The organism is Salmonella enterica subsp. diarizonae, from assembly GCF_008692785.1.
GTDB lineage: Bacteria > Pseudomonadota > Gammaproteobacteria > Enterobacterales > Enterobacteriaceae > Salmonella > Salmonella diarizonae.
The window spans coordinates 599303-616163 of sequence record NZ_VXJV01000001.1; the positions used below are offsets into that span (position 1 = coordinate 599303).

The following is a 16861-nucleotide window of genomic DNA, read 5'->3' on the forward strand; positions in this document are numbered from 1 at the left end:
GATATCCTTTAAATAATGCCGGATGGCGGCGTTTCGCCTTATCCGGCCTACAAGTCCGCATACCGTAAGCCTGATAAGCGCAGCGCCATCAGGCACTTTCTACGGTTCTGATTATCGTTTTCCGCTGTGCAACCAGAACGGTTGCTGGTTAATGGCCTCATTACGGAAATGTTCAATTTCAATACGTTGCCCGGTAATAATGGCGTGACGCAATCCCTGCCAGTTCTCCAGCCATGCCTGCGCAACCATCGCATCATAATATCCCGCCAGCAGTAAAACGCTGTCGATATCGCGAGTCAAACGCGGCAACTGGTCGCGATACTTATCACCCAGCGGTTGTCCAAAAACGTTTTTTAATTCAGCAGCATGACGAGAAAGATGAATGTCGGCGAAACGCTTAAAAGAGTCGGCTATTCTGGCCTGCGCCTTCGCGTCCAGAAATGGCTGCCAGGCTTTCGTCACCAGCCATTCCGTCAACGCCAGTTTCGCCATCGCCGTTTGCGTACTATAAACGGCTGTGACGGCGGACACCGCTGATGTCATCGTCGCTTCCGCCTGGGTAAGCAGATCACGTAAGTGAGCGCTCGCTTTACGCGGAACAATGCCACCAAAGAGCATTAAGGCATGGCGCACCAACCCCATTGCGTCCAGCACGTGCTCTTTCGCTGACTCGTCGCCGCGCAGCCAGAGCTCTTCATGGTACTGCCACTGTGACAACGCCAGATCCAGCGAGGCCTCCAGTCCTTGTTCTACAGTGGCTTTTGCGGCAGTCCGCAGAATTGCCGTTGGTGTATTCTCTCGCGGCGCATTCCCCTGCGCCAGGTGATAACCTCGCGCCGCCTTACTCAGACTGCCCTGACGCAAACCGGTTTGCGACAGCAGTTGCTTCGCCAGCTTTAATACGGCGCGCGTATCGCCGCGAAGCAACTCAAGCTCCAGTTCACAAATCGTTTCGGCAAACTCGCCCGCTTTTACGTCGCCGAGATCGAGCGCAATTTCAATCTTGCTGCCGTCAACGTCCAGGCACCATTTTTCCCGGTAAAAATCGGTGCTGAACAGCGGTTGTACGCTTGATGCCAGGCCGACGGGCAGTTTGCCGTCCGGCCAGACCTCCGCCGGGAGTTGCGTCAGATCCAGAACGGGTTCGCTTAGCGCGACATTGTATTCGGGTCGCTGGTGCAGCCCGCCGGTTACCCGGCCGGCAATTTTCATGGTCATTTCATAGCGCCCATTTTCACCACGAATACGCAGCCCCATATCGTGGCGGCGTAGCCAGTTATCAGGCGTTTCGTAGTAGATATTCAGCAACTGGCTGGGCGCATGATGCTCGCCGCCGAGCGTATGAAGATGATTTCGCAGCGCATCTACGGCGTCGTGATTGACGATAAACTTTAATTCGATTTCCTGAGCCATGGCCTTGTACTTATTGGTTATGTCACATATGGGAAGATTGTTGGCGAACTTACCCGCATTATTTTTGTCAGTAGATAGTATTTTGCGCCAAATTGCCATGCAACGAGCAATTTGACGGGCGTAAAAGTTTGACGTAGCGGCAAAGGCGACACAGATGATTCCGATTGATGTCGACTGCTTTGCGTAGCGACACTGATGCCGTTACTATCGTTCCACTTTCTCTGACAATAACGACAGCCTGATGCCAAAATTACGCCTGATTGGACTAACTTTACTTGCGCTTAGCGCCACCGCCGTTTCTCATGCTGAAGAGACGCGTTACGTTTCTGATGAACTGAATACCTGGGTCCGCAGCGGTCCGGGAGATAATTATCGCCTCGTGGGTACCGTCAACGCCGGCGAGGAAGTCACGCTCTTACAGAGCGATGCCAACTATGGTCAAATCAAAGACAGTTCTGGTCGTACTGCCTGGATACCGTTAAAAGAACTGAATACCACGCCAAGCCTGCGTACCCGCGTGCCGGATCTGGAGAATCAGGTCAAAACGTTGACCGATAAACTCAACAATATTGATACCACGTGGAATCAGCGCACCGCCGACATGCAGCAGAAAGTGGCGCAAAGCGACAGCGTCATCAACGGGCTAAAAGAAGAGAACCAGAAGCTGAAAAACGAGCTGATTGTGGCGCAGAAAAAAGTTAGCGCCGCGAATCTGCAACTGGATGACAAACAGCGCACCATTATTATGCAGTGGTTTATGTATGGCGGCGGCGTGTTGGGCATTGGCTTGCTGTTAGGGCTGGTGCTGCCGCATATGATCCCAAGTCGTAAACGCAAAGACCGCTGGATGAACTAAATCGCCTTCTCCGCCGCACTGTCTTATCATTAGGAAATGATCGTTTTTAAAAGGAAAATGGCGTGAAGATTTATCTGGTCGGTGGTGCGGTTCGGGATGCGTTGTTAGGGCTACCGGTTAAAGATAAAGATTGGGTCGTTGTCGGCGCCACGCCGCAGGAGATGCTCGATGCGGGCTACCAGCAGGTAGGCCGTGATTTTCCCGTGTTTCTCCATCCGCAAACTCACGAAGAATACGCGCTGGCGCGTACCGAGCGTAAATCCGGCTCCGGCTACACGGGCTTCACCTGCTATGCCGCGCCGGACGTTACCCTGGAAGCCGATCTCCAGCGCCGCGATCTGACCATTAACGCTCTGGCGCGCGACGATGACGGCCAGATTATCGACCCTTACCACGGGCGCCGGGATCTGGAGACGCGTCTACTGCGCCATGTCTCTCCCGCGTTTGGCGAAGATCCCTTGCGCGTATTGCGCGTGGCGCGTTTTGCCGCCCGTTACGCCCATCTTAGTTTCCGTATCGCCGATGAAACACTGGCGTTAATGCGCGAAATGACCGCGGCAGGCGAGCTGGAACATCTGACGCCGGAACGGGTATGGAAAGAGACGGAAAATGCGCTTACCACCCGCAATCCGCAAATTTACTTCCAGGTATTACGCGACTGCGGCGCCCTGCGCGTCCTGTTTCCGGAAATCGACGCCCTGTTTGGCGTGCCCGCGCCGGCAAAGTGGCATCCGGAAATTGATACCGGAGTTCATACGTTGATGACGCTGTCGATGGCCGCCATGCTCAGTCCGCAGCTTGATGTCCGTTTCGCCACGCTTTGTCATGATCTGGGCAAAGGCTTAACGCCGAAAAATCTCTGGCCACGCCATCACGGCCACGGCCCGGCGGGCGTGAAGCTGGTCGAACAGTTATGCCAGCGTTTGCGCGTCCCCAATGACCTGCGTGATTTAGCTAAACTGGTCGCCGAGTACCACGATCTGATCCACACCTTTCCAATACTCCAGCCGAAAACAATCGTTAAGCTGTTTGACGCCATTGATGCATGGCGTAAACCGCAGCGCGTCGAGCAGATTGCGCTGACCAGCGAGGCCGACGTCCGTGGGCGTACCGGCTTTGAAGCGTCGGATTACCCGCAGGGGCGCTGGCTGCGCGAAGCCTGGCAGGTAGCGCAGGCGGTACCGACTAAAGGGGTGGTGGAGGCCGGATTTAAGGGCATCGAGATTCGCGAGGAGCTGACTAAGCGACGAATTGCAGCGGTTACCAGTTGGAAAGAGAAGCGCTGCCCGAAACCCGCCAGCTAAACGCCATCCGGCACGCTAAATTGCCTGATGGCGCTGCGCTTATCAGGCCGACAAAACAGTTAGGCCGGACAAGGCGGTACGCCGCCATCCGGCACGGTCAATCATCAGAAGAAGACGACGTAAACGGCAGCCGCCACCACAAAGCGGTAAATCGCAAACGGAATAAACGAGATACGCTTAATCAGTTGCAGGAAGGTTTTGATGGCGATCAGCGCCACCACAAACGCCGTCACAAAGCCCACCGCAAACATCGGAATATCCGCTGCGGTCAGGAATGACCAACTTTTGTAGAGATCCAGAACCGTTGCGCCCATCATCATCGGCACAGCCAGTAAGAACGAGAACTCAGAGGCGGCGTAACGGCTGACGCCCATCAGCATCCCACCGGAAATGGTCGCTCCGGAACGCGAGAAACCCGGCCACAGCGCCAGACACTGGAAACAGCCAATCATAAACGCCTGACGATACGTCATATCATCCAGCCCCGGCGCGCGCGGCTCTTTCGGCTTCAGGCACTCGGCAGCAATCAGCAACAGGCCGCCCACCACCAGCGCGTACATCACATTAATCGGGTTAAATAGCGACTTGATCGTGTCATGAAAGACTAACCCGAGCACCACCGCCGGAATCATGCCCAGCAGGATGTGAATCAACGTTAATCGGCCTTTACTTTCACCTTCACGCTGTAGCGGGCGACCAAAGTGAATACCGATTAGGCCAAACAACCGCCGCCAGAACATCACCACGACCGCCAGAATAGATCCAAGTTGAATCACCACTTCGAACGTCTTGGCCGTATCGCCTTCAAACCCCAGCAGATGACCCACAATAATCATATGGCCCGTGCTGGATACCGGCAAAAACTCCGTCAATCCTTCGACCACACCCAAAATTGCCGCAATCAGCAGCGAGTGCATATCGCTCATCAATAAACCCCTAAAATGAAAAACACTGCAAAATGGATCTCGCGTTAAGACCCATATATAACCGTTTGGTTTAAAAAATATAAAATTATTTATTTTTATTTCAGATTATTGCCACGCTCAATAATTACCCCCACGTTCGCTGCACGCGCGACGGCGCCTGGCTTGCTCAGCTTAATGCGCACCCACGGGGAGTTGAATCGGCTAAGCAGTAGATCCGCCACCTCTTCCGCTACGCGCTCGACCAGCGCAAAACGCCCGCCTTCAACATGGCTAATCACCGTATCGGCAATATCCGCGTAACTGAGACAATCTGCGACATCATCGCTTTTCGCCGACTTGCGGTTATCCCATGCCATTTCGATATCGAACACCAGTTTCTGTTCGATAGTCTGTTCCCAGTCGTAAACACCGATAGTGGTGATTACCGAAAGTTGCTCTATAAATACAATATCCATCACGACCTGCCTGCTTTTTAGCTAAGCCGGATACCACTTCCGGCGAAATGTGCGTATTATCCACAGAAATAGTAAATAAAACGACACTTTCAAAACGGAACAGCTTATGAGTGCAATCGCGCCTGGAATGATCCTCTTCGCGTACCTCTGCGGCTCAATTTCCAGTGCCATTCTGGTTTGCCGCATCGCTGGGCTGCCCGATCCGCGTGAAAGCGGCTCTGGCAACCCGGGCGCGACAAACGTATTACGAATCGGTGGCAAGGGAGCGGCTGTCGCGGTACTTATTTTTGACATCCTTAAAGGCATGTTGCCCGTCTGGGGCGCGTATGCGTTAGGCGTTACCCCTTTCTGGCTTGGGCTTATCGCCATCGCCGCCTGTCTGGGACATATCTGGCCGGTCTTTTTTGGCTTTAAAGGCGGAAAAGGCGTAGCAACCGCATTTGGTGCCATTGCGCCCATCGGCTGGGATTTAACCGGCGTCATGGCAGGCACCTGGCTGCTGACGGTCCTGTTAAGCGGTTATTCATCGTTAGGGGCGATTGTCAGCGCCTTGATTGCGCCGTTTTACGTCTGGTGGTTTAAACCGCAGTTTACCTTCCCGGTGTCGATGCTGTCATGCCTCATTTTGCTGCGCCATCATGACAACATCCAGCGTCTGTGGCGTCGCCAGGAGACGAAAATCTGGACGAAGCTGAAAAAGAAACGCCAGAAAGATTCGGAGTAGTTTTTTGCGCTATGCCGTGCCTACGCATCGCCGGATGGCGATGTAAAGTGTCTTATCCGGCCTGAAAGACCTGATATCCCTCATCGGGCTTGCCGAGCCGCTGCTGGCACCATGCGGCTAAAAACTCGACGCAGACCCGGAGTTTCACGCTGCGATAAAGCGGTTCCCGGTAGACCGCCCAGATATTAGCGCTTTGCGCATAGTCAGGTAATACGCGGACTAACTCCCCACTCTGTAAAAACGGCTGCACATCCCACTCAGAACGCAGCATGATGCCTTTGCCTTCCAGCGCCCACTGCAACACAATTTCACCGCTGTTGGAAGAAAGATGCCCTGTGACCTTTACCGACCTTTTTTCCTGACCGTTACCCAATTCCCATATACCGTGGGTCATATCCCGTTCTTTCGTCACCAGGCAGTCGTGACGGCTTAATTCCTGCAACGTTTCCGGCGCGGCATATTTTTGTAAATAAGCCGGCGCAGCACAGAGTATTCTTTTATTTTTCGTTAACAAATGGGCAATATAATAGTCAGGGATATCATCATTAATACGAATATCCAAATCGATATTATCCTGCACCAGATCAATTTGCCGATCGAAAAGTTCGAAATGTACCTGTAATTCCGGATAGCTGCGCATTAATTCGGTAATCACCGGCGCAATATGGCTGCGGCCAAAGCCGAAGCTACAGCCAATACGGATCATCCCGGCAGGGCGCGTTTTTATTTGCGTCACCTCGTCCACCAGCCGCTGATATTGCGTGAGGATCGCCATCGCATGCTCATAACAACGCTGCCCGCTTTCCGTCAGCGCTACGCCTCTTGCCGAGCGGTTCAGTAGCGTACTGGCGAGAGTCGTCTCCAGAATATGGATACGTTTAGTCACAAATGCCGGCGTCTGCCCTAACGCGGCGGCGGCGGCGCTAAAACTTCCGGCATGAACAATTTCAACCAGTACCTGTAAATCTTTGGCTAAGGGAAATGTATTAAGCATTGTCGGATTATCCGTGGTGTTGAGCATTATAGTGTACTTCCAGCCGGCTTTTTAATTCCTGCCCTGGCGCAATTTTCGTCTCTTTTTTAGCTGTGATTCACGAACTGTTAATTACATATACACACCGCCAATAAATATAAAACCCTGCTTTTAGTGGTAGTTTATGCCGAAACATTTATTTCCAGATAAATAAAAGTCCTGGAGTTGACATAATGAGTAATGAAAATAAGCAAAAAGCGATAAATACGCTGACAGAAATTGTCGCTCAGTTTACCGCCATGATATCCACCCGGATGCCCGATGACGTGGTAGATAAATTAAAGCAGCTACGCGACGCTGAAACGTCATCGATGGGGAAAATCATCTACCACACGATGTTCGACAACATGCAAAAAGCGATCGATCTGAATCGACCGGCGTGTCAGGACACCGGTGAAATCATGTTCTTCGTGAAGGTCGGTTCCCGTTTCCCGTTGCTGGGCGAGCTGCAAGATATTCTGAAGCAGGCGGTGGAAGATGCCACCGTCAAAGCACCGTTGCGCCATAACGCGGTAGAAATTTTCGACGAAGTAAACACCGGCAAAAATACCGGTAGCGGCGTACCGTGGGTCACCTGGGACATTATTCCGGACGGCGACGACGCGGAAATCGAAGTCTACATGGCGGGCGGCGGCTGCACATTGCCGGGGCGCTCCAAAGTGCTGATGCCCTCTGAAGGCTACGAAGGCGTGGTGAAATTCGTTTTTGAAAATATCTCTACGCTGGCGGTTAACGCCTGCCCGCCGGTGCTGGTCGGCGTCGGGATCGCGACTTCCGTTGAAACTGCCGCCGTGCTGTCACGTAAAGCGATATTACGCCCGATCGGCACTCGCCATCCTAATCCGAAGGCGGCTGAGCTGGAGCTGCGTCTGGAAGAGGGACTCAACCGTCTGGGGATCGGCCCACAAGGGTTGACCGGCAATAGCTCGGTGATGGGCGTACATATCGAATCCGCTGCGCGTCACCCTTCCACCATTGGCGTGGCGGTCTCCACCGGCTGCTGGGCGCACCGTCGCGGTACGCTGCTGGTCCACTCTGACCTCTCCTTCGAAAACCTGTCCCACACCCGGAGCGCGTTATGAAAAAGATCCTGACAACCCCGATCAAAGCTGAAGATCTGGAAGATATTCATGTTGGCGATGTGATCTACCTGACCGGCACGCTGGTCACCTGCCGTGACGTCTGCCACCGCCGTCTGATCGAACTTAAGCGCCCTATTCCTTACGACCTCAACGGCAAAGCGATTTTCCACGCCGGGCCGATCGTGCGTAAGAACGGTGAAAAATGGGAAATGATCTCCGTCGGCCCAACCACCAGTATGCGTATGGAAACCTTTGAAAAAGAGTTTATTGAACAGACCGGCGTGAAGCTGGTGGTGGGAAAAGGCGGCATGGGACCGCTCACTGAAGAAGGTTGCCAAAAATTCAAAGCGTTACACGTGATCTTCCCGGCAGGCTGCGCGGTACTGGCGGCCACCCAGGTTGAGGAGATTGAAGAGGTGCACTGGACAGAACTGGGGATGCCGGAATCCCTGTGGGTCTGTCGTGTGAAAGAGTTCGGGCCGCTGATTGTCTCTATCGATACCCACGGCAATAACCTGATCGCCGAAAACAAAAAACAGTTCGCCGAACGTCGCGGCCCGATCGTCGATGAGATTTGCGAGCACGTCCACTACATCAAATAACCTTTCCGGGGAGGCGTTTCGCCTCTCCTCTTTCGCAGGGATACAATAATGGCACCTTTAACTGTCTGGTGGCGATATCTGGCGCCGCTGCTGGTCATCGCGATTATTGCGGTTCTGCCCGTTCCCACCGGTCTTGAAAGCCATACCTGGCGCTATTTCGCGGTCTTTGCCGGCGTGATTGTGGGATTAATTCTGGAACCAGTACCCGGCGCGGTGGTGGCGATGATAGGGATTTCGATCATCGCCATCCTTTCGCCGTGGCTGCTGTTCAGCCCGGAGCAACTCGCGCAGGACGGGTTTAAATTTACCGCTAAAGCGCTATCATGGGCGGTATCAGGCTTTTCAAACTCGGTTATCTGGCTGATTTTCGCGGCTTTTATGTTTGGCACGGGCTATGAGAAAACCGGTCTCGGTCGGCGTATTGCGCTAATCCTGGTAAAAAAAATGGGGCACCGCACACTGTTTCTCGGCTACGCGGTAATGCTGTCCGAACTTATTCTCGCCCCGGTGACGCCATCCAACTCCGCGCGCGGCGCAGGCATTGTCTACCCGATTATTCGCAATCTGCCGCCGCTCTATCATTCCCAGCCTAACGACGCCAGCTCCCGTTCCATCGGTTCCTATATTATGTGGATGGGGATCACCGCCGACTGCGTCACCAGCGCCGTTTTCCTGACCGCCATGGCGCCTAACCTACTGCTGATGGGACTGATGAAAAGCGCATCGCATGCGGCATTAGGCTGGGGCGACTGGTTCTTAGGGATGCTGCCGCTCAGTATCCTGCTGGTACTTCTGGTGCCGTGGCTGGCCTACGTGTTCTACCCGCCGGTGCTGAAATCGGGCGATCAGGTGCCACGCTGGGCCGAGACGGAACTGAAAACGATGGGCCCGCTTTGCTCACGCGAAAAAAGAATGCTGGCGCTGATGGTGGGCGCGCTGGCGCTGTGGATTTTTGGCGGCGACTATATTGATGCCGCGATGGTGGGTTACAGCGTGGTAGCGCTGATGCTGGTATTACGCATTATCTCCTGGGACGATATTGTCAGCAATAAAGCGGCGTGGAACGTCTTCTTTTGGCTGGCGTCGCTGATTGCCCTCGCCACCGGACTTAACAACACTGGCTTTATCGCCTGGTTTGGCAAGCCGCTGGCGAACGACCTCAGCGGCTACTCGCCGACGATGGTGATGGTCGCGCTGATCGTAGCCTTTTATCTACTGCGCTACTTTTTTGCCAGCGCCACCGCCTATACCTCGGCGCTGGCGCCAATGATGATTGCCGCCGCGCTGGCGATGCCGGAAATCCTGTTACCGGTATTCTGCCTGATGGTCGGCGCAGCCATTGGTCTGGGCAGTATTCTTACCCCCTATGCGACCGGCCCCAGCCCGATTTACTACGGCAGCGGCTACTTACCTACGGTGGATTACTGGCGATTAGGCGCGATTTTCGGCCTGATCTTCCTGGTGCTACTGATCGTCACCGGGCTGCTGTGGATGCCCGTCGTTTTGCTGTAAACCCATTGGGGCGGCGTGATGTCGCCCCCTTTTTCCGCTTTTACGCCGCTGGTAGATCCGCCAGCGGCCAGCGCGGACGTACCGTTACGCCAAGATCCGCCGTAACGCCCGCCTTAAACCGCACCATCCCGGCATAGGCGATCATCGCCCCGTTGTCGGTACAAAACTCCGGACGCGCATAGAACACGTCGCCGCGGCGTTTTTGCATCAACTCCGCCAACTTCGCGCGCAAGGTACGGTTAGCGCTGACGCCGCCCGCCATGACCAGACGCTTAAAGCCGGTGCTTTCCAGCGCGCGCTTGCACTTGATCATCAGCGTATCCACGACCGCATCTTCAAAAGCGCGCGCAATATCAGCGCGAGTTTGTTCGTCATCGCCATTACTACGAATGGTGTTAGCGGCAAAGGTTTTCAGACCGGAAAAACTAAAATCCAGCCCCGGGCGATCGGTCATTGGGCGCGGAAAGACAAAACGCCCCGCCGTCCCCTGCGACGCCATTTTCGACAGCAGCGGGCCGCCAGGATAATCCAGCCCCAACAATTTGGCGGTTTTATCAAACGCTTCACCGGCGGCATCATCAATCGACTCCCCCAGCAGTTCGTACTGACCGATTCCGGTCACGCTAATGAGCTGCGTATGCCCGCCGGAGACCAGCAGCGCCACAAACGGGAATTCCGGGGGATTATCTTCCAGCATCGGCGCCAGCAGATGACCTTCCATATGGTGTACAGGAATGGCTGGCACATTCCAGGCAAATGCCAGCGAACGTCCAACCGTGGCACCCACCAGCAGCGCGCCGACCAGGCCCGGGCCTGCGGTATAGGCCACCGCGTCAATGTCGCTCGCCGTCAGACCGGCTTCTTTTAATGCCGCCTGAATCAGCGGCACGGTTTTACGCACATGATCGCGGGAAGCCAGCTCAGGCACTACACCGCCGTAGTCAGCATGTAATTTCACCTGACTATACAATTGGTTGGCTAACAGACCTTTTTCGTCGTCGTAAATGGCGATGCCGGTTTCATCGCAGGATGTCTCAATACCCAGTACACGCATGACTTGTTTTACCTCGCTCTAATACCGCGCAGTGTAGGTCGAATGCGGGTGGATGTATACCCTCAGTCCCGACTTCGTGTATACTCCCTCCCCTTATAAAAGTCCCTTTCAAAAAAGGCAGCGGTGCTTTACAAAGCAGCAGCAATTGCAGTAAAATTCCGCACCATTTTGAAATAAGCTGGCGTTGATGCCAGCGGCAAACCGAATTAATCAAAGGTGAGAGGCACATGCCGGTAATTAAAGTACGTGAAAACGAGCCGTTCGACGTAGCTCTGCGTCGCTTCAAGCGTTCCTGTGAAAAAGCAGGTGTTCTGGCGGAAGTTCGTCGTCGTGAGTTCTATGAAAAACCGACGACTGAACGTAAGCGCGCTAAAGCTTCTGCAGTGAAACGTCACGCGAAGAAACTGGCTCGCGAAAACGCACGCCGTACTCGTCTGTACTAATCTTTTGAGAGCGGGCTGCTCTCAATTCAGATCGAGTTGTAGTTGTAAGGCCGTGCTTCCGAAAGGAATGCGCGGCTTGTTTTCGTTTATGCATTAGCATATACACAAAATCATTCATGCTGCGTCCAGGCGGCAAGAGAGTAAATCCCCGGCGCTTACGCAAGTCAGCGACAGGGGTGAGCGAACGCAGCCAACACTGCGGCAGCCTGAAGGATGACGTGTATAAAAGGGGCATATGGCTGGACGAATCCCACGCGTATTTATTAATGACCTGCTGGCGAGAACCGACATCGTCGATCTGATCGACGTGCGCGTAAAACTCAAGAAACAGGGCAAGAACTATCACGCGTGTTGTCCATTCCATAATGAGAAAACCCCTTCTTTCACCGTAAACGGTGAAAAACAGTTTTATCACTGCTTTGGATGCGGCGCGCATGGCAATGCGATCGACTTTCTGATGAATTACGACAAGCTCGAATTTGTCGAAACCGTCGAAGAATTAGCGGCCATGCATAACCTGGAAATCCCCTATGAAGCAGGTACCGGGCTTAGCCAGATAGAGCGCCATCAACGGCAAAACCTCTATCAGTTGATGAATGGGCTGAATGACTTTTATCAGCAGTCGCTTACCCATCCTGCGGCAAAACCTGCGCGTGACTATCTGCAAAAGCGCGGTCTGAGCGCTGAAATTATTCAGCGTTTCGCCATTGGTTTCGCGCCGCCAGGTTGGGATAACGCATTAAAGCGCTTCGGTAATAACAGCGATAACAAAGCATTGTTGCTGGATGCCGGAATGCTGGTCAATAACGAGCAGGGCAGCACTTACGATCGTTTCCGTAATCGGGTCATGTTCCCTATTCGGGATAAACGCGGCAGGGTGATTGGTTTTGGCGGTCGAGTTCTGGGGAACGACACGCCGAAATACCTTAACTCTCCGGAAACCGACATTTTCCATAAAGGCCGCCAGCTATATGGCCTTTATGAGGCTCAGCAATATAGTGCTGAACCGCAACGCTTGCTTGTGGTCGAAGGTTATATGGATGTCGTCGCACTAGCGCAATATGACATTAACTATGCGGTCGCCTCGCTGGGTACCTCAACCACGGCAGACCATATGCATATGTTATTCCGGGCGACAAACAACGTGATTTGCTGTTACGACGGCGACCGGGCAGGCCGTGATGCCGCGTGGAGAGCCCTGGAAACAGCAATGCCCTATATGACCGACGGTCGGCAGGTACGCTTTATGTTTTTACCTGACGGCGAAGACCCGGATACGCTGGTGCGTAAAGAAGGCAAGGCGGCTTTCGAAGCGCGGATGGAGCAGGCGCAGCCGCTCTCTACGTTTCTGTTTAATAGCCTCCTGCCGCAGGTGGATTTAAGCTCGCCGGATGGCAGCACGCAGTTAGCCGCGCTGGCGCTGCCGCTCATTAATCAGGTGCCTGGCGACGCGCACCGTATTCAGTTGCGCCAGACGCTGGGGCTGAAGTTAGGCATTTTCGATGATAGTCAGCTTGATCGTTTAGTGCCAAAACAGGCGGAAAGCGGCGTTTCCCGCCCGGCTCCGCAGCTAAAACGCACGACCATGCGTATACTGATAGGATTACTGGTGCAGAATCCGGATCTCGCGCCGTTAGTGCCGCCCTTAGACGCGCTGGATCAGAATAAGCTGCCGGGACTTGGCTTATTTAAAGAATTGGTCAAAACTTGTTTGGCTCAGCCAGGTCTTACTACCGGACAACTTCTGGAACTCTACCGTGGCACAAATGATGCTGCGACCCTTGAAAAATTATCGATGTGGGACGATATAGCAGATAAGGCGATTGCCGAAAAGACCTTTACCGACTCACTCAACCATATGTTTGATTCGCTGCTGCAACTGCGACAAGAAGAGCTGATCGCTCGCGATCGCACTCACGGTTTAAGCAGCGAAGAACGCCGAGAGCTCTGGACGTTAAACCAGGAGCTGGCCAGAAAATGAATTTAACGGCTTAAATGCCGCATATCAATCGGGAAGCCCCCGACAGCCGCAGTGAGAGGCAGCGGCCAAAATATAAGTATGCCCTCGCTTTAAATGTCGACAGTTATACCGTCGACACCAATCAAACGAATAAGTGTGGATACCGTCTTATGGAGCAAAACCCGCAGTCACAGCTGAAACTTCTTGTCACCCGTGGTAAGGAGCAAGGCTATCTGACCTATGCCGAGGTCAATGACCATCTGCCGGAAGATATCGTCGATTCAGATCAAATTGAAGATATCATCCAAATGATCAACGACATGGGTATTCAGGTGATGGAAGAAGCGCCTGATGCCGATGATCTGCTGCTGGCTGAAAATACCACCAGCACCGATGAAGATGCGGAAGAAGCTGCTGCACAAGTTCTGTCCAGTGTTGAGTCTGAAATCGGTCGTACGACTGACCCGGTACGCATGTATATGCGTGAAATGGGCACTGTTGAACTGTTGACCCGGGAAGGCGAAATCGACATCGCTAAGCGTATCGAAGACGGGATCAACCAGGTTCAATGCTCCGTTGCCGAATACCCGGAAGCCATTACCTATCTGCTGGAACAGTACGATCGCGTTGAGGCTGAAGAGGCCCGTCTGTCCGATCTTATCACCGGCTTTGTCGATCCGAACGCGGAAGAAGATATGGCGCCGACCGCAACTCACGTCGGCTCTGAGCTCTCCCAGGAAGACCTGGATGATGACGAAGACGAAGATGAAGAAGACGGCGACGATGATGCCGCCGATGACGACAACAGCATTGACCCTGAACTGGCACGCGAAAAATTCGCAGAGCTACGCGCGCAATACGTCGTCACGCGCGATACCATCAAAGCGAAAGGCCGCAGTCATGCCGCCGCGCAGGAAGAGATTCTGAAGCTGTCTGAAGTGTTCAAACAGTTCCGTCTGGTACCGAAGCAATTCGACTACCTGGTCAACAGTATGCGCGTGATGATGGATCGCGTTCGTACGCAGGAACGTCTGATCATGAAGCTCTGCGTCGAGCAGTGCAAAATGCCGAAGAAAAACTTTATCACGTTGTTCACCGGCAACGAAACCAGCGAAACCTGGTTCAACGCCGCCATCGCGATGAACAAACCGTGGTCGGAAAAACTGCACGATGTCGCGGAAGAAGTGCAACGCTGTCTGCAAAAACTGCGGCAGATTGAAGAAGAGACCGGCCTGACCATCGAACAGGTGAAGGACATCAACCGTCGCATGTCCATCGGGGAAGCGAAAGCCCGTCGTGCGAAGAAAGAGATGGTTGAAGCGAACTTGCGTCTGGTTATCTCTATCGCCAAGAAATACACCAACCGCGGTCTGCAATTCCTCGATCTGATTCAGGAAGGCAACATCGGTCTGATGAAAGCAGTCGATAAATTTGAATACCGCCGCGGCTACAAGTTCTCCACCTACGCTACCTGGTGGATTCGTCAGGCGATCACCCGCTCTATCGCAGATCAGGCGCGCACTATCCGCATTCCGGTGCATATGATTGAGACCATCAACAAACTCAACCGTATTTCCCGGCAGATGCTGCAAGAGATGGGCCGCGAGCCAACGCCGGAAGAGCTGGCTGAACGGATGCTGATGCCGGAAGATAAAATTCGTAAGGTGCTGAAAATCGCCAAAGAGCCGATCTCCATGGAAACGCCGATCGGCGACGATGAAGATTCGCATCTGGGGGACTTCATCGAGGATACCACCCTTGAGCTGCCGCTGGACTCTGCCACCACCGAGAGCCTGCGTGCCGCCACCCACGATGTGCTGGCTGGCCTGACCGCCCGTGAAGCGAAAGTGCTGCGTATGCGTTTCGGTATTGATATGAACACCGACCATACGCTGGAAGAAGTGGGTAAACAGTTTGATGTTACTCGCGAGCGTATCCGTCAGATCGAAGCAAAAGCGCTGCGTAAGCTGCGCCATCCGAGCCGTTCTGAAGTGCTGCGCAGCTTCCTCGACGATTAATTCGCCGTACACGTATAAACACCACCGCGAGGTGTAATGCCGATCAGTTAAGGATCGGTTTACCGATCCAGTGGCTATGTAAGAATCCGGAGATGCTCACCCGTTTCCGGATTTTTTTATGCACATTGGACAGGCTTTTGATCTGGTATCACGTTACGACTCCCTGCGCAAACGTCGCCTGTCGCTGGAAATGATGGTCTGGTGCATTGTCGGTATGGCGCTTCCCCCCTTCATCAGATAGTAAATCGTCTGGACAGCCATCGTCGGGCCGCATCCCGGAACTGATGCCTGACCTGGAAAGCTGAAGTTACCGACAAGAAGGGAAAGAGCCTTCCCGAGGGTGGTAAAAGAGAGGCCCTGGAAATACCCCACAGCCCCGAAAAAGGACCAGTCAGTTGCTTAACTGGCTGGCATTACACCGCGAGCTGGCGTTTTTTATCAGGTCACGCGCAAGCGCCCTATTTGGCCTACAAAATTTTTACAAAGTGCGAGTATTCGCGTCCTCATTCAACATTGTTATAGCCCACGCATAATGAGCGCCTGATCCAGCTCACGATAAGCTTCGACCAGTTTTTCCGTTTTAATACGGTTTAAACCGCTGGGATTCGGCAATACCCACACCATCGTCGCGCCAATGGCGATATTTTGTTTACCCCAGGCGATACCGCGCTGGCTGAATCCCTGTTCAAAAGCCTGTTTACCAAGCACCGCCAGCGCCGCAGGCTGGTAATCCTCTATCTTTTCAATCAGGCTTCGCCCGCCGCTACGTAACTCATGCAACTTCACTTCTGTCGCCTGAACAGTCGGTCGGTCGACTAATTTCGTTACCCCGCAGCGAAAATCCAGTAATTTTTCCGCCTCCTCCGGTTTCAACTGTCGATCGGTAAAACCAGCCAAATGAATAACCTTCCAGAAACGATTCGCAGGATGAGCAAACGGGAAGCCGGTATTCGCCGAGGAGAGCCCCGGATTGATGCCGCAAAAAACCACCCGTAGCCCTGGCACCAGTATGTCCTTAACCATTATCACTCCTGAGCAATACAATGTTCTTTAAGTATAACGGTTTGAAAATACATTGTTTATAAAAACAGCACCCGCACGGTTATGGCTGGATTGCTGCGTAAAGTTACATTATAATCCACCGCCACGGCCCCTTAGCTCAGTGGTTAGAGCAGGCGACTCATAATCGCTTGGTCGCTGGTTCAAGTCCAGCAGGGGCCACCAAATTTTAGCTTTAAAATCATATAATTAAGCCACTCGAAAGAGTGGCTTTTTTATTTCTCAATCTCAAAGTGACGATAAAATGGCGGTAAATACTCTATTGCCATATGATTGGCTTAGCCTTCTGACAAATAGTTCTCTCATCCCCGCATCCGCTTTTGTTGCTATTTGTCTTTTCATTCTCAGAGAGTTGCTAGACGGATGTCGAAAAGCTAAGGCCAGGAAACATGAGATTCGAGCGTTAAAGCAAATTTTCGC

At 53.3% G+C, this 16861-nt stretch carries 16 protein-coding genes, 1 tRNA gene and 1 pseudogene; 12 read left to right on the top strand and 6 right to left on the bottom strand.

What is annotated here, in order from left to right:
- Positions 1 to 111: 111 nt before the first annotated feature.
- Positions 112 to 1413 carry an inorganic triphosphatase gene (locus tag F4V72_RS02910; protein WP_150342424.1) on the bottom strand — a complete coding sequence of 434 codons (1302 nt, stop codon included), beginning with the start codon at positions 1411 to 1413 and terminating at the stop codon, positions 112 to 114.
- A gap of 241 nt (positions 1414 to 1654) precedes the next feature.
- Here F4V72_RS02910 and F4V72_RS02915 point away from each other — a divergent pair, with 241 nt between their 5' ends.
- Both F4V72_RS02915 and F4V72_RS02920 read left to right on the top strand, forming a co-directional pair.
- On the top strand, positions 1655 to 2269 hold the full coding sequence (locus F4V72_RS02915) for a TIGR04211 family SH3 domain-containing protein (RefSeq protein WP_001125344.1): 615 nt from the start codon (positions 1655 to 1657) through the stop codon (positions 2267 to 2269).
- A 62-nt stretch (positions 2270 to 2331) separates the two neighbouring features.
- Complete coding sequence (locus tag F4V72_RS02920) at positions 2332 to 3573, top strand: multifunctional CCA addition/repair protein (protein WP_063390835.1); 1242 nt, start codon at positions 2332 to 2334, stop codon at positions 3571 to 3573.
- 104 nt (positions 3574 to 3677) lie between these two features.
- On the opposite strand, the gene bacA is transcribed toward F4V72_RS02920, so the two are convergent.
- A complete protein-coding gene (bacA, locus tag F4V72_RS02925) occupies positions 3678 to 4499 on the bottom strand; it encodes an undecaprenyl-diphosphate phosphatase (protein WP_001281933.1) in 822 nt (273 codons plus the stop codon).
- A 95-nt stretch (positions 4500 to 4594) separates the two neighbouring features.
- Positions 4595 to 4954 carry a bifunctional dihydroneopterin aldolase/7,8-dihydroneopterin epimerase gene (gene folB, locus F4V72_RS02930; protein ID WP_023248585.1) on the bottom strand — a complete coding sequence of 120 codons (360 nt, stop codon included), beginning with the start codon at positions 4952 to 4954 and terminating at the stop codon, positions 4595 to 4597.
- Between the two features lie 106 nt (positions 4955 to 5060).
- Between folB and plsY the strand changes: the two genes are divergently transcribed.
- The gene (plsY, locus tag F4V72_RS02935) at positions 5061 to 5678 is read left to right on the top strand and encodes a glycerol-3-phosphate 1-O-acyltransferase PlsY (RefSeq protein ID WP_001272785.1); all 618 of its coding nucleotides are present in this window, start codon (positions 5061 to 5063) and stop codon (positions 5676 to 5678) included.
- Positions 5679 to 5730: 52 nt separating this feature from the next.
- Here plsY and ttdR read toward each other — a convergent pair whose 3' ends face one another.
- Positions 5731 to 6672: an L-tartrate utilization transcriptional activator TtdR gene (gene ttdR, locus F4V72_RS02940; protein WP_136058598.1), complete on the bottom strand. Its 942-nt coding sequence runs from the start codon at positions 6670 to 6672 to the stop codon at positions 5731 to 5733.
- A 209-nt stretch (positions 6673 to 6881) separates the two neighbouring features.
- Between ttdR and ttdA the strand changes: the two genes are divergently transcribed.
- From ttdA to F4V72_RS02955, 3 genes are read left to right on the top strand one after another with little or no spacing between them, the layout of a single operon-like run.
- Entirely contained in the window at positions 6882 to 7793 is a 912-nt protein-coding gene (gene ttdA / locus F4V72_RS02945) for a L(+)-tartrate dehydratase subunit alpha (RefSeq protein ID WP_024149712.1), read from the top strand.
- Positions 7790 to 8395, top strand: a complete 606-nt coding sequence (ttdB, locus tag F4V72_RS02950) for a L(+)-tartrate dehydratase subunit beta (protein ID WP_023248588.1) — start codon at positions 7790 to 7792, stop codon at positions 8393 to 8395. The genes ttdA and ttdB overlap by 4 nt, the downstream gene beginning before the upstream one ends.
- Positions 8396 to 8443: 48 nt before the next feature.
- A complete protein-coding gene (locus F4V72_RS02955; RefSeq protein ID WP_136057992.1) occupies positions 8444 to 9907 on the top strand; it encodes an anion permease in 1464 nt (487 codons plus the stop codon).
- 40 nt (positions 9908 to 9947) lie between these two features.
- On the opposite strand, the gene tsaD is transcribed toward F4V72_RS02955, so the two are convergent.
- Positions 9948 to 10961 carry a tRNA (adenosine(37)-N6)-threonylcarbamoyltransferase complex transferase subunit TsaD gene (gene tsaD / locus F4V72_RS02960; protein WP_053508232.1) on the bottom strand — a complete coding sequence of 338 codons (1014 nt, stop codon included), beginning with the start codon at positions 10959 to 10961 and terminating at the stop codon, positions 9948 to 9950.
- 227 nt (positions 10962 to 11188) lie between these two features.
- On the opposite strand from tsaD, the gene rpsU reads away from it, so the two are divergent.
- The 5 genes and pseudogenes from rpsU to F4V72_RS02985 form a co-directional block, all read left to right on the top strand.
- Positions 11189 to 11404, top strand: coding sequence for a 30S ribosomal protein S21 (gene rpsU / locus F4V72_RS02965; RefSeq protein WP_001144069.1), 216 nt, complete (start codon positions 11189 to 11191; stop codon positions 11402 to 11404).
- A gap of 235 nt (positions 11405 to 11639) precedes the next feature.
- Positions 11640 to 13385, top strand: a complete 1746-nt coding sequence (gene dnaG / locus F4V72_RS02970; RefSeq protein ID WP_000918865.1) for a DNA primase — start codon at positions 11640 to 11642, stop codon at positions 13383 to 13385.
- A 14-nt stretch (positions 13386 to 13399) separates the two neighbouring features.
- Complete coding sequence (gene rpoD, locus F4V72_RS02975) at positions 13400 to 15382, top strand: RNA polymerase sigma factor RpoD (RefSeq protein ID WP_072158662.1); 1983 nt, start codon at positions 13400 to 13402, stop codon at positions 15380 to 15382.
- 118 nt (positions 15383 to 15500) lie between these two features.
- Positions 15501 to 15623, top strand: coding sequence for a transposase domain-containing protein (locus tag F4V72_RS02980; RefSeq protein WP_023248593.1), 123 nt, complete (start codon positions 15501 to 15503; stop codon positions 15621 to 15623).
- A gap of 19 nt (positions 15624 to 15642) precedes the next feature.
- A pseudogene (locus F4V72_RS02985) lies at positions 15643 to 15785 on the top strand (IS4 family transposase); the annotation flags it as partial.
- Between the two features lie 113 nt (positions 15786 to 15898).
- Here the strand turns inward: F4V72_RS02985 and mug are convergent.
- A complete protein-coding gene (gene mug / locus F4V72_RS02990) occupies positions 15899 to 16405 on the bottom strand; it encodes a G/U mismatch-specific DNA glycosylase (RefSeq protein WP_136057991.1) in 507 nt (168 codons plus the stop codon).
- A 125-nt stretch (positions 16406 to 16530) separates the two neighbouring features.
- On the opposite strand from mug, the gene F4V72_RS02995 reads away from it, so the two are divergent.
- Positions 16531 to 16606 (top strand) — tRNA-Ile (locus F4V72_RS02995).
- Positions 16607 to 16861 lie beyond the last annotated feature (255 nt).

Bases quoted from the DNA above. Each gene is read 5' to 3' on its own strand.
- F4V72_RS02910 (WP_150342424.1), bottom strand. From the start codon at position 1,413: ATGGCTCAGGAAATCGAATTAAAGTTTATCGTCAATCACGACGCCGTA.
- F4V72_RS02915 (WP_001125344.1), top strand. From the start codon at position 1,655: ATGCCAAAATTACGCCTGATTGGACTAACTTTACTTGCGCTTAGCGCC.
- bacA (WP_001281933.1), bottom strand. From the start codon at position 4,499: ATGAGCGATATGCACTCGCTGCTGATTGCGGCAATTTTGGGTGTGGTC.
- folB (WP_023248585.1), bottom strand. From the start codon at position 4,954: ATGGATATTGTATTTATAGAGCAACTTTCGGTAATCACCACTATCGGT.
- plsY (WP_001272785.1), top strand. From the start codon at position 5,061: ATGAGTGCAATCGCGCCTGGAATGATCCTCTTCGCGTACCTCTGCGGC.
- ttdR (WP_136058598.1), bottom strand. From the start codon at position 6,672: ATGCTTAATACATTTCCCTTAGCCAAAGATTTACAGGTACTGGTTGAA.
- ttdB (WP_023248588.1), top strand. From the start codon at position 7,790: ATGAAAAAGATCCTGACAACCCCGATCAAAGCTGAAGATCTGGAAGAT.
- F4V72_RS02955 (WP_136057992.1), top strand. From the start codon at position 8,444: ATGGCACCTTTAACTGTCTGGTGGCGATATCTGGCGCCGCTGCTGGTC.
- tsaD (WP_053508232.1), bottom strand. From the start codon at position 10,961: ATGCGTGTACTGGGTATTGAGACATCCTGCGATGAAACCGGCATCGCC.
- rpsU (WP_001144069.1), top strand. From the start codon at position 11,189: ATGCCGGTAATTAAAGTACGTGAAAACGAGCCGTTCGACGTAGCTCTG.
- dnaG (WP_000918865.1), top strand. From the start codon at position 11,640: ATGGCTGGACGAATCCCACGCGTATTTATTAATGACCTGCTGGCGAGA.
- rpoD (WP_072158662.1), top strand. From the start codon at position 13,400: ATGCCGCATATCAATCGGGAAGCCCCCGACAGCCGCAGTGAGAGGCAG.
- F4V72_RS02980 (WP_023248593.1), top strand. From the start codon at position 15,501: ATGCACATTGGACAGGCTTTTGATCTGGTATCACGTTACGACTCCCTG.
- mug (WP_136057991.1), bottom strand. From the start codon at position 16,405: ATGGTTAAGGACATACTGGTGCCAGGGCTACGGGTGGTTTTTTGCGGC.